The 14,244-nt window shown below is 65.1% G+C and carries 11 protein-coding genes and 2 pseudogenes; 7 read left to right on the forward strand and 6 right to left on the reverse strand.

The genetic code is table 11. From position 1 onward, the window contains the following. Positions 1 to 6 precede the first annotated feature (6 nt). The 5 genes and pseudogenes from AOT87_RS25070 to mmsB all read left to right on the forward strand — a co-directional run bounded on the left by AOT87_RS25070 (position 7) and on the right by mmsB (position 6,134). Positions 7 to 1,207 (forward strand): annotated as a pseudogene (locus AOT87_RS25070) (phosphotransferase family protein). Beyond that, positions 1,204 to 2,331 (forward strand): hypothetical protein, encoded by a 1,128-nt coding sequence (locus tag AOT87_RS25075; protein WP_057965492.1) that lies wholly within the window; start codon positions 1,204 to 1,206, stop codon positions 2,329 to 2,331. Before AOT87_RS25070 ends, AOT87_RS25075 begins: the two are co-directional and overlap by 4 nt. Next, entirely contained in the window at positions 2,328 to 3,785 is a 1,458-nt protein-coding gene (locus AOT87_RS25080) for an aldehyde dehydrogenase (protein ID WP_057967932.1), read from the forward strand. Before AOT87_RS25075 ends, AOT87_RS25080 begins: the two co-directional genes overlap by 4 nt. A gap of 75 nt (positions 3,786 to 3,860) precedes the next feature. After that, positions 3,861 to 5,207: an MFS transporter gene (locus AOT87_RS25085; RefSeq protein ID WP_057969256.1), complete on the forward strand. Its 1,347-nt coding sequence runs from the start codon at positions 3,861 to 3,863 to the stop codon at positions 5,205 to 5,207. A gap of 15 nt (positions 5,208 to 5,222) precedes the next feature. Then, the gene (mmsB, locus tag AOT87_RS25090) at positions 5,223 to 6,134 is read left to right on the forward strand and encodes a 3-hydroxyisobutyrate dehydrogenase (RefSeq protein ID WP_057969255.1); all 912 of its coding nucleotides are present in this window, start codon (positions 5,223 to 5,225) and stop codon (positions 6,132 to 6,134) included. Here the strand turns inward: mmsB and AOT87_RS25095 are convergent. Next, on the reverse strand, positions 6,122 to 7,093 hold the full coding sequence (locus tag AOT87_RS25095; protein ID WP_057969261.1) for a cytochrome c oxidase assembly protein: 972 nt from the start codon (positions 7,091 to 7,093) through the stop codon (positions 6,122 to 6,124). The two genes, mmsB and AOT87_RS25095, sit on opposite strands and share 13 nt — an antisense overlap. A 153-nt stretch (positions 7,094 to 7,246) precedes the next feature. On the opposite strand from AOT87_RS25095, the gene AOT87_RS25100 reads away from it, so the two are divergent. Next, complete coding sequence (locus tag AOT87_RS25100; RefSeq protein WP_030097333.1) at positions 7,247 to 7,471, forward strand: hypothetical protein; 225 nt, start codon at positions 7,247 to 7,249, stop codon at positions 7,469 to 7,471. A gap of 58 nt (positions 7,472 to 7,529) precedes the next feature. Here the strand turns inward: AOT87_RS25100 and AOT87_RS25105 are convergent, their stop codons facing one another. The 5 genes from AOT87_RS25105 to AOT87_RS25125 form a co-directional block, all read right to left on the reverse strand. Continuing rightward, a complete protein-coding gene (locus tag AOT87_RS25105) occupies positions 7,530 to 8,363 on the reverse strand; it encodes an LLM class F420-dependent oxidoreductase (protein ID WP_057969254.1) in 834 nt (277 codons plus the stop codon). Between the two features lie 47 nt (positions 8,364 to 8,410). Beyond that, positions 8,411 to 10,231 carry a phosphoenolpyruvate carboxykinase (GTP) gene (locus tag AOT87_RS25110; protein WP_057969260.1) on the reverse strand — a complete coding sequence of 607 codons (1,821 nt, stop codon included), beginning with the start codon at positions 10,229 to 10,231 and terminating at the stop codon, positions 8,411 to 8,413. 176 nt (positions 10,232 to 10,407) lie between these two features. Next, a complete protein-coding gene (locus AOT87_RS25115; RefSeq protein ID WP_057969253.1) occupies positions 10,408 to 10,764 on the reverse strand; it encodes a DUF6802 family protein in 357 nt (118 codons plus the stop codon). Between the two features lie 8 nt (positions 10,765 to 10,772). Beyond that, positions 10,773 to 12,236: a hypothetical protein gene (locus tag AOT87_RS25120; RefSeq protein WP_057969259.1), complete on the reverse strand. Its 1,464-nt coding sequence runs from the start codon at positions 12,234 to 12,236 to the stop codon at positions 10,773 to 10,775. Continuing rightward, positions 12,233 to 13,297, reverse strand: coding sequence for a hypothetical protein (locus tag AOT87_RS25125; protein ID WP_057969252.1), 1,065 nt, complete (start codon positions 13,295 to 13,297; stop codon positions 12,233 to 12,235). Before AOT87_RS25125 ends, AOT87_RS25120 begins: the two co-directional genes overlap by 4 nt. 264 nt (positions 13,298 to 13,561) lie before the next feature. Here AOT87_RS25125 and trmB point away from each other — a divergent pair. Then, positions 13,562 to 14,242, forward strand: a pseudogene (gene trmB / locus AOT87_RS28130) (tRNA (guanosine(46)-N7)-methyltransferase TrmB); the annotation flags it as partial. Between the last annotated feature and the right edge of the window lie 2 nt (positions 14,243 to 14,244).

A 14,244-nucleotide genomic window follows, 5' to 3' on the forward strand; every position in this document is an offset into this window, starting at 1 on the left:
CCGGTAGTGTTGCGTGCGTCACGCAACGAGGCGGACATGAAACGGAAGTCACGACACCTTGACTGAGCAGACAGCGACGCATGAGGACGTTGCACGCCCCGCCGAATCACAGCGGGACCCGGAGACTTTGCGCGGAGCACTGGCCGATTGGATTTCGGGCCAATTGCCATCCGATGCCGCACTGAGCGTCGATCACGCGGAGCTGCCCAGCGCCAACGGCATGTCCAGCGAGACGATTCTGGCCGATGCGCAGTGGACCGAGAACGGTGAGCGGGCCGCCCATCGCCTGGTGATCAGAACGGCGCCGCAGCCCGATTCGAGCCCCGTATTTCCCACTTATGACATGCGCCGCCAGTTCGACGTGATGGACAAGCTCGGCCAGTACACCAGCGCCGTAGTGCCCCCGGTGCTCTGGTACTGCGACGACACCTCAGTGCTCGGCGGAGAGTTCTTCGTCATGAAGCGCGTCGACGGGGAGGTCCCGCCCGACCGCATGCCCTACACGTTCGGATCCTGGGTGACCGAGGCCTCCGACGCCGACCGCCGCAAGATGCAGCGGCTCACCATCGACCAGATCGCCCGGGTTCACTCCGCCCCCGTCGAAGAGTTCGCGTTCCTCAACGACGCCCGCGAGGGCGAGACGGGTCTGGATGCCCATGTACGCCGGACCCGGGACCTGTATGAGTGGGTGCGCGGCGACGGCCCCGCCATCCCGCTTATCGATCGCGGATTCGAGTGGCTGCGGGCGAATTGGCCGACCGAATCTCTGCGCGCGGCCGACACGGTCAGCTGGGGAGATTCGCGCCCGGGAAACGTCATCTATCAAGACTTCGAGCCGGTGGCCCTGCTCGACTGGGAGATGGCCACCATCGGACCGCGCGAGCTCGATTTGGGATGGATCATCTTCCTGCACAGGTTCTTCCAGGACCTGGCCGAGATCGCCGGCCTGGCTGGGCTGCCCGGATTCTGCCGGCGCGAGGACATCGCCGCCGAGTACGCCGCCCTCACCGGGCACCACGCGAGCGATCTGGACTTCTACACCACCTATGCGGCGTTGCAACATGCCGTGATCATGGTCCGAATTCAAATGCGCGCCATGGCCTTTGGTATGGCGGAGATGCCGAATGACCCCGATGACCTGATCCTGCACAGGGTCACCCTGGAGAAAATGCTGGACGGAAAGTACTGGAGCGAGGTTTCCGCGTGAGCCTGTCTCCCTTCGACGATTACCCGATCCATCAGATCGCCGATGTGGTCCGCCATGTCGGCACGTCGGACCGAAACTTCTACGACCGCTACTACTTCGGCTGTCACGGAGGCCGCGCCGACCTGCCGTACCTGATCACCGGGCTGGGCGTCTACCCGAACCTGGGTGTCACCGACGCATTCGCATCGGTACGCAATGGCGAGGACATCGTGGTGTTCCGCGCGTCGCGCGCGCTCGGAGACGACCGCGCCGATCTGAAGGTCGGGCCGTATCGCATCGAGGTTGTCGAAGGTCTGAAGAAGGTGCGGGTGATCCTGGAACCCGGCGACGACTACGACCTCGCCTTCGATATCACCTACACCGGCGAGATACCGGCCTCCCTGGAGCCGGGTCATTACCAGCGCCAGCTCGGCCGTGTCATGTTCGATACCTCGCGATTTGCCCAAACCGGCACCTGGGCAGGCCAATTGACGGTCGACGGCACCACCCACGAACTCGATGGCGTCAACTGGTCGGGCAACCGGGATCGCTCTTGGGGCATCCGGCCAGTCGGCGAGGGCGAGCCCGCCGGGCGGCGTGCCACCCTGGCGGGCGGCTTCTTCTGGCTCTACAACGTGATCTCGTTCCCCGAATACTCGATTGTGTTCATCAACCAGGAGGACGAGCACGGCACCAAGGTGGTCAGCGGTGCACGCCGGGTGTGGCGCGATCCGGCGAAGGGGATCGAGGAACTCGGCCCCATCACGCACGACATCACCTTGGTTCCCGGCACTCGCGAGGCGAGTTCTGCGGTGATCACGTTGGGTGACATCACCATCACCGCCGAGATAGTGCTGCCGCACTACTTCGGCTTCGGTACCGGGTACGGCCTGGATCCGGACTGGCGCCACGGCATGTGGCAGGGCGACCTCGTCGTGCAGGGCAAGCGGTACAAGACCGCGGAACTGGACGCCACGCTCAAACTGCTCTGCCCCGTCGACAATCTCGCGACGTTCCGCCTGGTCGAGAACGGCGTGGAGAACCACGGCAGTGGACTGTTCGAGTTCGGGCCCATAGGCCCACATAAACCCTCCGGCTTCACCGGATTCGTTGACACACATCAGGAAAGAGACAGCGATTCATGACGAATTACGACAAGCTCTTCATCGGCGGCGTATGGACCGAGCCGGCCACCGACCAGGTGATCGAGGTCATCTCGCCCGCCACCGGACAGAAGGTAGGCCAGTGTCCGCTGGCGTCCCCCGCCGACGTCGAAGCCGCGGTAAGCGCTGCCCGCCGCGCCTTTGATGACGGCCCGTGGCCCAAGCTGACTCCGCACGAGCGCCAGGCGATATTGCAGAAGGCAGTTGCCGGGCTGGAGGCCCGCAAGGACGAGATCTGCAAGGCCATCGCCGACGAGACCGGCGCTCCCCCTATGGTTATCGAAACATTGCAATGGTTGGGCGGCTTCGGTGCCATCCAGTACTACGCCAATGCGGCAGACGCGGTGAAGTGGAAGGAACTGCGCAACGGCGCCTACGGCCAAACGGTGGTAACCCGGGAGCCCGCCGGCGTGGTAGCCGCCATCGCGGCCTGGAATGTGCCACTGTTCCTGGCGCTCAACAAGATCGGCCCGGCGTTCCTCGCCGGGTGCACGGTGGTGCTCAAGCCCGCTGCCGAGACCCCGCTGTCGAGCTTCATCCTGGCTGAGGTGTTCGCCGAAGCGGGCGTACCCGAGGGCGTGCTGTCGGTGGTTCCGGGTGGAGCCGAGACCGGCCGGGCGCTGACCAACAATCCCGCCGTGGACGTGTTCAGCTTCACCGGCAGCACCACGGTCGGCAAGGAGATCGCAGAGATCGCCGCCAAGAACCTCAAGAAGGTCACGCTGGAGTTGGGCGGTAAGTCCGCGGCCATCGTGCTGGAGGATGCCGACCTGGCGGCAGCGCTGCCGATGCTGGTGTTCTCCGGCTTGATGAACGCCGGCCAGGGCTGCGTCAACCAGACCCGGGTGCTGGCACCGCGGTCGCGGTACGACGAGGTTGTCGACGGCATTGTGGGGATGGTCTCGCTGATGGGCGTGGGCCTGCCCGACGATCCCGCCACACAGGTGGGCCCGCTGATCACCGAGAAGCAGCGCGCCCGTGTCGAAGGCTATATCGCGAAGGGCATCGAGGAGGGCGCCCGGCTTGCTTACGGCGGCAAGCGTCCTGAAGGTCTGGACGGCGGATACTTCGTGCAGCCAACGATTTTCGCCGATGTCGACAACTCGATGACCATCGCGCAGGAGGAGATCTTCGGTCCGGTGCTGTCGATCATCGCTTACGACTCCGTCGACGAGGCCATCAAGATCGCCAACGACTCCAACTACGGTCTGGCCGGCAGTGTGTGGACCACCGATGTCCCGAAGGGCCTGGAGGTGGCGGCGCAGATCCGTACCGGCACCTACGGCATCAACTGGTACGCCTTCGACCCCAGTTGCCCATTCGGCGGCTACAAGCAGTCCGGCATCGGCCGGGAGAACGGGCCCGAGGGCATCGAGGAGTACTGCGAGCTCAAGAGCGTGCTGCTGCCGATGGGTTACACCCTCGACTCGATCTAGCCTCGCGTGCGAGCCTCGCGCGGAAATCTTGCCCGAAAACCGCGTGAGGCTCGCGCTCGACGCTAGGGTTCGACGGTGTCCACCATCGCCGAGGCCGACGCTGCTCCAACCGGTCTGCGCAAGGTGGTCGCCGCATCAATGGCGGGCACCGTCGTCGAGTGGTACGAATTCTTCCTCTACGCCACCGCCGCCACCCTCGTCTTCAACAAGGTCTTCTTCCCCGCGGTGCAGGCCGGGGGCAATGACCTCGACAACATCATCAAGGCATTTCTCACCTACGCGGTAGGGTTCGTCGCCCGGCCCATCGGCGGAATCGTGTTCGGGCACTTCGGGGATCGCTACGGACGCAAACACCTCCTGCAGATCGCGATCGTGCTGGTCGGCGTGTCCACCTTCCTGATGGGCTGCCTGCCGACCTTCGCACAGATCGGCTACGGGGCCCCGATCCTGCTGGTGGCGCTGCGATTCCTGCAGGGTTTCGCGGTCGGCGGGGAATGGGGCGGCGCCGTGCTGCTGGTGGCCGAACACTCCCCCGACTCGCAACGCGGCTTCTGGGCGAGCTGGCCGCAGGCGGCGGTACCGCTGGGCAATCTGCTAGCCACCCTGGTGCTGCTCACGTTGTCGTGGACCCTCTCCGATGCCGCCTTCCTGGCCTGGGGCTGGCGCGTTGGATTCTGGCTGTCGGTCGTCATCGTGGCCATCGGGTACTACATCCGCACCCGGATATCCGATGCGCCGATCTTCCAGGAGGCGCGCAAGGAGATCGAGGAGAACCAGGCCGGCTCGTACGGCGTCGTCGAAGTGTTCCGCCGCTACCCGCGCGGGGTGTTCACCGCCATGGGGCTGCGGGTGGCCGAGAACATCCTGTACTACATGGTGGTCACCTTCTCGATCACCTATCTCAAGATCGAGCTGCACATGGATACCAGACGAATCCTGTTGCTGCTCTTAATCGCTCACGCGGTTCAGGCGATCGCCCTGCCGATCGTCGGCCGGTGCACCGATATCGTGGGGCGGCGTGCGCCCTACGCATTGGGGGCCCTGCTGGCAGCGGGGTGGGGCTTCATGGCGTTCCCGATGTTCAACACCCAAGACGAATGGGTGATCCTGGCGGCCATCGTGATCGGTCTACTGGTTCACTCGCTGATGTTCGCGGGGCAGCCGGCCATCATGGCGGAGATGTTCCCCACCCGTATGCGCTACTCCGGGGTGTCGGTGGGTTATCAGGTGACCTCGATCTTCGCCGGATCACTGGCCCCGGTCATCGGCACCGCACTGCTGAGCAAGTACCACAGCTGGGTACCGGTGGCCATCTATCTGGCCGCCGTTGCCCCCATCACGCTCATTGCCGTCTGGGCGCTGCCGGAGACCAGGGGCAGCTCGCTGCATGCACTGGATGCTGCCGACAGGGCGCGCGCCTGACGCTAGGTTGGACCCATGGCGACCTATGGCTGGATCGGTTTGGGGAACATGGGCGGCCCGATGGCCGCGAATCTGGTGGCGGCCGGGCACACGGTACGCGGTTTCGATCTCTCGGGTGACGCACTGGCCGCCGCAGCGGCCAACGGTGTGACCGCGGTGGAAGAGATCGCCGAGGTGCTGGCGGGCGCCGAAGTGGTGTTCACCATGCTGCCCAAGGGTGAACATGTCCGCTCGGTGTTCGAAGGTCCCTACGGCATCTGGGAAAACGCTTCGCCATCAACGCTTCTGGTAGACAGCTCAACCGTCGACATCGAAACCTCGCGGTACTGTCACGCCGAATCGGCGCGCCGGGGGTTCCGGTTCGTCGACGCCCCGGTGTCGGGTGGAATCAGCGGCGCGCAGGCTGGCACGCTGTGCTTCATGCTGGGTGGGGATTTGGAAAATTCCGGCGCGGCAACCGATTACATCAAACCGATGGCCGGGCGCGTGATCCACGCCGGTGACGGCGGCGCCGGCGTGGCCGCGAAGATCTGCAACAACATGATGCTGTTCATCGACATGATGGCCAATTCGGAAGGTTCACAGCTGGCCGAGCGGCTCGGCCTGGATCCCAAGGTTTTCTGGGAGATCTGTTCGGTGTCCTCGGCGCGATCCTGGGCGCAGCAGACCTGGTACCCGGTGCCGGACATCATCGAATCCGCCGCCGCCAACCGGAACTTCGATGCCACCTTCACGGTCGACCTCGCGCACAAGGATGCACGCTTGGCGCTGGCCGCCGGTGAGGCCACCGGCGTGAAGCTACCCGCCGCGACCATGGTGACCGAGCAGTTCCAGCAGCTCATCGACGAAGGCCTGGGCGCCAAGGACTGCTCGCTGATCGTCAAGTACGCGACGCCCGACGGCTCGGCGCGCGGTTACGCGCCGTGACCCGGCCGTTCTTCCCGTAGCTGCTGTAAAAACCGGTTGTACGAGGCTAATTCGTCTTCTTGCCGGGCGTCATCGGCCTCGCGTTCCTCCGTTTCGGCCTGTTCCTCACGCCGCCACCTGATGGCGAAGATCAAGGTAGTCGCGAGCGCGATCGGCTCACCGTAGGACCAGGCCAGCGCGCCTGCCACCGCCTGGTCCTTCACCGGGTCGACGGCCCACGCGGCGGGCGGATTGGCGAAGATGCCGATCAGCGGCCTGGGCGCCATCATGAGGATGACGCCGATGAACACGTGCAACGGCATTTCCACGAAGATGTCGAACATCCTGCCGAGATTGGTCTGCCGGACCGGCAGCGGGTCGGTGGACAGGATGGGGATGACGAACAGCAGGCCGCTGGCCAAGAAAAAGATCTCTAACCCGTTATGCCCCAACCAGGTAACGGCAATGGTGTCGAACAGCTGGGATAAGTACAGGCCGTAATAGCTGAACAGGAACAGCGGAATGGTGACGGCGGGATGCAACAGCAGCGCGGCCGCGCGGCTGCGCAATCCGGTCAGCGCAGCCACCAGTACCCATCTGCCGGGCCCGTGGTGCGGCGTCGAGCGCAACAACAGCCGCCCCGGTGAGCCCAGCACCAACAACGGCGGCACCAGGATCGACAACGTCAGCTGCTGGAACATGAACGCGCTGAACAACCGAAATCCGTAGCGGTCTATCGACAATCCCATGACCGCGCCCATAATCAGGCACCCGGACAGGAAGCACGCGGTTGACCACCACGGCCAGCGGCGGCCCATCCGGCGCAGCTGGAGCACGCTCAGCAGGTACCACCCGGCCAGCAGCGCCGCTACAACAGGAAGCACCGGAATAGCGGGCGGGTTCCAGGCGAACAGTGACCACACTGTCGGCGGTTCGGCGGGGATTGTGGTCAGCCCGCTGAGCCACCTCACGTCGTTCATTGATTGCATTATGCGCATATTTGAATGGACTGGCCATCCAGGTGCCGAACCAGGCGTTCATCGGCAGTTCGGATCGCCGCTAGCCAAACGGCGTTGGTTCACAGCTTTGGTAGCTAGGGTGCGCCACGGGCGGGGCAAACCACAGGAGGAACGATGGCTGTATCCGTCAATCTCGAGAAGGCACTCGACAAGGCCTACGAGAACAAGGACCTCAAGGACGTCCTCGACGCTCCCCCGTCTGCTCTCGCTGGTCTCACCGAGAAGCACGACGCCGCACTCAAGGAAGCCCTGAACATCTCGACCGTGCGCGAGCTGGGCACCAACAAGTACGTCGCACTTGCTGCCGCGCTGGCGGCTTTGGAGAGCAAGACCGGTTAAACCGTTGGCCGAGAAGGCATCTACGAACGCCTGCCGCTACGTAGATGCCTTCTCGTCGTCAGCCTCGCAGCGCCTCCGCCAACGGCTCCAGCACCGCTGTGTCGTACGGCGGAGGCAGGTAGATGATCGCCACGTCGAGCCCCTCGGCCCCTAGCGCGGCTGCCTCATCGACAACCTTCGCGTAATCGCGATCCTCGCCGAGCCGGATGTGGGCCGAGAGCGTGATCTCAGCCGGATCCCGGCCGATGTCGGCGCAGTGCGAGGCCAGCACATCGCGCTTGCGCGCGAACTCTTCGGGCGGTCCGCCCACGAAATTCCAGTGCTGCGCGTACTTGGCGGTGATCCGCAACGTGCGCTTCTCGCCGCTGCCGCCTATGCAGATCGGCGGGTGTGGTTTTTGCGGCCCCTTGGGCTCGTTGCGAGCGTCTTTGAGCTGATAGAACGCGCCGTCAAAGCTCGTCGTCTCCTGGCTCAGCAGACCGGTGAGCACCTCGCAGGCCTCTTCGAACCGGTCGAATCGCTCCTTGATGCTGCCCAGTTCAATGCCGTAGGCGCCGGATTCTTCCTCGTTCCAGCCAGCACCGATACCGAGTTCGAGGCGACCACCGGACACGATGTCCAACGCCGAGGCCATATTGGCCAGCACGGCCGGATGCCGATAGTGGATACCGGTCACCAGCACCCCGACGCGCAGCCGCCGGGTGGCCTGCGCGAGCGCGGTGAGGGTTATCCAGCCCTCCAGACACGGCCCGGTGGAATCCGAGAAGATCGGATAAAAGTGATCAAAGGTCCAGCCGGACTCGAAGACGTCGATCTCGTCGGCCACCTTCCAGATGGCCAGCATGTCGTCCCAGCTGGTGTTCTGCGGAGATGTCTTGAATGCGAAGCGCATTGCACAACCCTATGCAGGATCCACCTGGAGTGTCGACCAGATACGAACTATCCCAACCGCTGCTTGAGCGCGTCGAACTCGTCCTTGACGCCGCTAGGCAGCTTGTCGCCGATGAACTCGAACCACTCTTCGATGAGCGGCAACTCCGCGAGCCACTCGTCGTTGTTCACCGCGAGCGCCTCGGCCACATCGGCCTCCTCGACGTCCAACCCGGCCAGATCCAGGTCCTCGACGCCTGGAACGGTGCCGATCGGGGTGGATACACCGTTGGCGCGGTGCTCGATCCGGTCGACGATCCACTTGAGCACCCGGCTGTTCTCGCCGAATCCGGGCCACAGGAAGCGTCCGTCATCGCCACGGCGGAACCAGTTCACGAAGAACACCTTGGGCAGCTTGGACTCGTCGGCCTGCTTACCCACGTTGATCCAGTGGTTCAGGTAGTCGCCCACGTGGTAACCCATGAAGGGCAGCATCGCCATCGGGTCGCGGCGCACGGTGCCGACCTTGCCCTCGGCGGCCGCGGTCTGCTCCGAACCCAGGGTGCCGCCGATGAACACGCCGTGCTGCCAGTCCCGGGCCTCGGTCACCAGCGGCACAGTCGTCTTGCGGCGGCCGCCGAACAGGATGGCCGAGATCGGCACACCCTGCGGGTCATCCCACTCGGGAGCCAGGATGGGGCACTGCGACATCGGGGTGCAGTAACGCGAATTCGGATGCGCCGCTTTGGTCTCGGTCTCGCGCAGAACCCAGTCCTGACCCTTCCAGTCGATCAGGTGCTCGGGCTCGCCCTCCAGACCTTCCCACCACACGTCGTTGTCGTCGGTACGTGCGACGTTGGTGAAGACGGTGTTGCCGGCCTCGATGGTCTTCATGGCGTTGGGGTTCGAGCTCCAGTTGGTGCCCGGCGCCACGCCGAAGAAGCCGAACTCCGGGTTGACGGCGTACAGACGGCCGTCCTTGCCGAAGCGCATCCAGGCGATGTCGTCACCCAGAGTCTCTGCGCGCCAGCCGGGGATGGTCGGCTGAATCATGGCGAGGTTCGTCTTACCGCAGGCCGACGGGAAGGCCGCGGCCACGTAGTAGGCCTTGTTCTCCGGCGAGATGAGTTTGAGGATGAGCATGTGCTCGGCGAGCCAGCCCTCGTCATGGGCCATCGCCGAGGCGATGCGCAGCGAGTAGCACTTCTTGCCCAGCAGCGCGTTACCGCCGTAACCCGAACCGTACGACCAGATTTCACGGGATTCGGGGAAGTGGGTGATGTACTTGGTGTCGTTGCACGGCCACGGCACGTCTTCCTGACCGGGCTCCAGGGGCGCACCGATCGAGTGCAGCGCCTTGACGAAGAATCCGTCGTCGCCCAGCTTCTCCAGAGCGGCGGCACCCATGCGGGTCATCACCCGCATGGAGGCAACGACGTACTCCGAATCGGTGAGCTCCACACCCAGCTTGGGGTCCTCGGCACCGAGCGGGCCCATGCAGAACGGCACCACCCACATGGTGCGTCCGCGCATGCTGCCCCGGAACAGCTCGGTCATGGTCGCGCGCATCTCGGTGGGGTCTACCCAGTTGTTGGTGGGACCGGCGTCCTCTTCACGCTCCGAGCAGATGTACGTCCGCGATTCCACCCGGGCGACGTCCGACGGGTCCGACAGCGCCAGGAACGAGTTGGGGTGCTTCTCGGAGTTGAGCCGCTGGAAGGTGCCCGCGTCCACTAGTTGCTGAGAAACGCGCTCGAACTCTTCATCGGAACCATCAGCGAACACGACCCGATCAGGTTGTGTCAGCTCAGCGACCTCGCGGACCCAAGCGAGCAATCCGGCGTGTTTCGTCGGAGCGTTGTCAAGACCGGGAATGGTCGCTGCTGTCATCGAGAGCATCTCCTCGTTGAGCCGGGTGAGGTACGCAGTTGCCGCACCGGCGCTGGTCGGAACCTAGATATATGAGGTTAGCGCTGGCGCTATTCAGCGTGAAACGGGGTTGGTACGTATCCATCAATAACAAGCGAGCTTCGGCCAGTACTCCCCGCGGTACAACCCCAGCCCATTTACTTACCGCCGACGCGACCGTGCTCGATGAGCTCCCAGTGCGCCCCCGCACCGCGGGCCCAGGTCTCATACGTGCCGTCCGCCCCGAACGTGGTCACCTTGTCGGCGATACCGTCCTCGTCGATGTCGGACACCACCGATAACCCGTCAGGTTCATGCAGCGTGACGGTGTCGCCGATGCCGTCATGGTCGGTGTCGATGAGGTCTGTTCCGAGGTCCACCAGACCGCCATCGGTGGGCAGGTACATGTGGTGATCGACGTGCAGATCGGGGCTGAGCGCATGGCCTGGTTCGTGCACACCTTCACCTGGCCCCCCAAGGCCCACATGGAAACCCTGGTCAAAACCATCGATCATGTCTCTGCCTAACCCTCGCGCGCGCGGCCTATCGATCTATTCTCGGCCGTCCCCGCGATCGCGTCCAGCCGTTCGGTAACCGCCGTTAACGCTTTGTGTACGGAGGGCAGGTCGCGGTTGCGCAGCGCCGTTGCGCGCGCGGTGTTCATAGCGGCCTCACGCAGCTCGGAATCGATTTGCCCGACCCGGGCGGCCAGCTTGTCGTTCTCACGTTCGTCGATCTCGACCAGATCGGCGTTGAGCCTGGTCTCCACCTCCAGCACCCGCGCGGCGACCCACTGCTCCAAGTAGGCCCGCAGCTCTCCCGTGGTGTCTCCCAACCACCGGTCCAGCACCGTCCGATCGTGCAGGAGCCCCCGCACCGCGACCAGCCACACCGCGATGCAAGCACCGGCGATGAGGCCCACCGCCAAGCCCGCCGGCGCCAGGCCGGGACGCGCATACGCCACCAACCGGGACACCGTCAACGCCGCGCCCAGACCGAAGAACACCCCGAACAGCGCCATCATCCGGGTCTCCAGCCGACGTGATCGCACCGAAGGATCTGGTGCTTCGGGCGGCAGCGGCCGATTCGCGCTGGGGCGCGGCGCCGCCCAGCGTTGGGTTACCTCGGCCGAGATCTCGGCCAAGTGTTCCTCGGTGCCCTGTTCCACTTCGGCCACCACCTCGGCCGCCCGGCGCCGCACCCGATCACCGAAGCCGGGCACATCGCGGCGCTTCAGTTCCGCGATGTCCTCGCGCAGCTCGCCAGCCACCGAGCCCACCCGCTTGCGTGCGAAGTACAGCAGCGTCATGCGTGCCTGCGCGATGCGGTTGCGCAACGCCAAGGTCCGTTCGGACTTACCCGAACGCGTGCGCCGTACCGCCGCCTGCCGCTGATTGCGCAGTTCGTCCGCGCGTGCACCCTCCCCCGCCTCCGGCGGCACATTCAGCATTCCCTGCAGACGAGTCGCCCAGGCACGCAGCCGGTTTCGCTCAGCCAGGGCGGGTTCCTCACGAACCTGGCGCACTGCCCGCACCAATTCGTCGAGTCCCGCCGCCGTGCCACGCGTCGAGACCCCCAGCCAAGTGACACCGCTGAACCGCGAGTCGTGCTCGGCCAGGATCTCCCGATTCCGGTTCATGACCTCACGCCAGGACTGGTGCACATCGATCTTGGAAACCACCGCGACGAGCGCATCGGTGTTGGCGGCGGCCAGCTGAATCAGACCGCAGTCCGACGGTGTGAGCGGTGCGGTTCCGCTGCACACGAAAACCACCGCCGAGGGCGCCTGCCCGTGCTGCAGCTCCTCAGGCTCGACGATGCGCACACCCGATATGCGTGAGGACAGCTCGGTGGCCAGGGTGCTCGCGCCGGCCAGCCAGCTGCCGGTCACCATCACGGCGTCGTGCACATGCACGCCGAGCGGACCGAGTGTGGGGTCCACCGTCAGCACCAGCTCGTCGACCCGCTTGTCGGTAGGAGTTGTCACGCCCGGCCCCCCGCCAGCCGCCACAAGCGCAGCGATCCCCGCACGATGTCCGTGCCCATTGCGGCGTATGTGGCGTTCACCGGTCCGGCGGCGAATCGCTGCCAGTGTTCGGCGCGGTAGCGGTGATCCTCTGGATGATCGCTCAGCTCCACCGTCAGGCCCGCCGCGGTCGCGGCATCCACCGCACACTGCATCGCCGCGACCACCACATCGTCACTGGTCAAGAAGGCGTCGATCTGCACCGGCAGAACACCCGTCACGCCGATCCTGCGGACTTCGGCGAGCACGGCGCGCATTCGGCGGTACCAGCCCTGGGCAATGGCCGCGCGAATCGCGTTCACCACCGCATCGATGCCCGACAGGTCGCGCAGCAGTGCGGCGAGTCCCGGGGCCGCCAGGGTGGGAACCTGCCGAAGCGCCCCGATCGCGCACCCCATCGGGTACAGGTCCAGTTCATGGAGCAACCGCTGCCTCATCGAAACCGGCACCTGGTGCGTGCCGGTGACGAAGGCATCGACGGAGCTGGTGTCCGCAGGGTCCCCGACCATCAGTTTGAGGGCCTCGACCATGGCTTCATCGATATCCGCCAGCGGAACGTGCGCCGATAACGGCAGTGTCGGCACCCGCGTCTCCAGGCGGTACTGGGCGCACCGCTCCACAGCAGCGGTCCAGGGGCCGCGAGCGGCGCCGGGATCGGTCAGATCTGCCTTGTTGAGAATCAGCACCTTGGGTGCGTGGGATGCCTCCAGTACAGCGCGGTCCTCGGGCTTGAGCGCCTCCGCGAACACCACCACGTCGACGTCAGCCACGATCGGTTCCGACGGGATTGGCACCTCGATAAGCGCATGCCCCGGCCCGTCCGCTACCGGCAGCGTGCGTCCCAACGCGCCGATCACGCTGGTGACGCCCACACCGGCCCGGCCCCGGACGGTAACCCGAAGAGGGTCTCCCGACCGCACCGCCAGATCGTGAATCCGCTGGCCGCCGTGCACCTGGCGAACCTCAGGACGCGTGACGAACCGGTCGAGCGCTCCCCGGAAGACCTCAAACCCCCGCGTCATTGCTTTGCAGACCCAATCTCATCGCGCTTACGGAAATGCTCACATTGTCACCTGATCCGATGGAGGGTTCCACCCTGGTAGGCAACTGTTGAGTATCAATATGCGCTGGGATTATGGGATCTGCCGCCCATGAGTGACCATGGGAAGATGCGTTGTGACGGCCAGGAGCGGGGCTGTGTGGCATCTGAAACAGCCACCGACGAGCTCCCTGGGACCGGCGGGGTCCAATCCACTGCCGGTACGGACGGCCGCGACCACCACCCCCGCCGCGTATCCAGCTTCCGTTCACGGGGGTCATCGCTGTCCGACGGCCAGCAGAAGGCCTGGGACAAATCCTGGCCGACCTATGGGCGCGTCGCCCGGGAAGCCGACGGCACCTGCCCACCGCTGGAACCTGCGGCCTGGTTCGGCCGCACTGCGCCCTTGATTCTTGAAATTGGCTGTGGCACAGGCACATCCACCGCCGCGATGGCGATAGAAGAACCACAATTCGATGTGCTTGCGGTGGAGGTATACCGCAAGGGCCTGGCGCAGTTGCTCTCGGCGATCGATCGTGAGGGCATCGAGAACATCCGGCTGATCCGCGGCGACGCCCTGGACGTGCTGGAGTACCTGCTGCCGTCGGGATCGCTGACCGCGGCGCGGGTGTTCTTCCCGGACCCCTGGCCCAAGGCCCGCCACCACAAGCGGCGGCTGCTCCAGCCGGGCACCGTGGCGCTGCTGTCGGACCGCCTCCGGCCGGGCGGCACCCTGCATGTGGCCACCGATCACGCGAACTACGCCCAGCACATCGCCGAGGTGGGCGATAACGAGTCCACGCTGCGGCGCCTTGAGCTCGATGATCCGTGCATTCCCGTCTCCGTGAACCGGCCCACCACTAAGTTCGAGGGGAAAGCGCACACGGTCGGCAGTGCGATCAACGACTTCGTCTGGGAGCGATTGTGAGC

This window comes from Mycobacteroides sp. H003 (genome assembly GCF_001440135.1).
In the GTDB taxonomy this organism is placed as follows: domain Bacteria; phylum Actinomycetota; class Actinomycetes; order Mycobacteriales; family Mycobacteriaceae; genus Mycobacterium; species Mycobacterium gwanakae.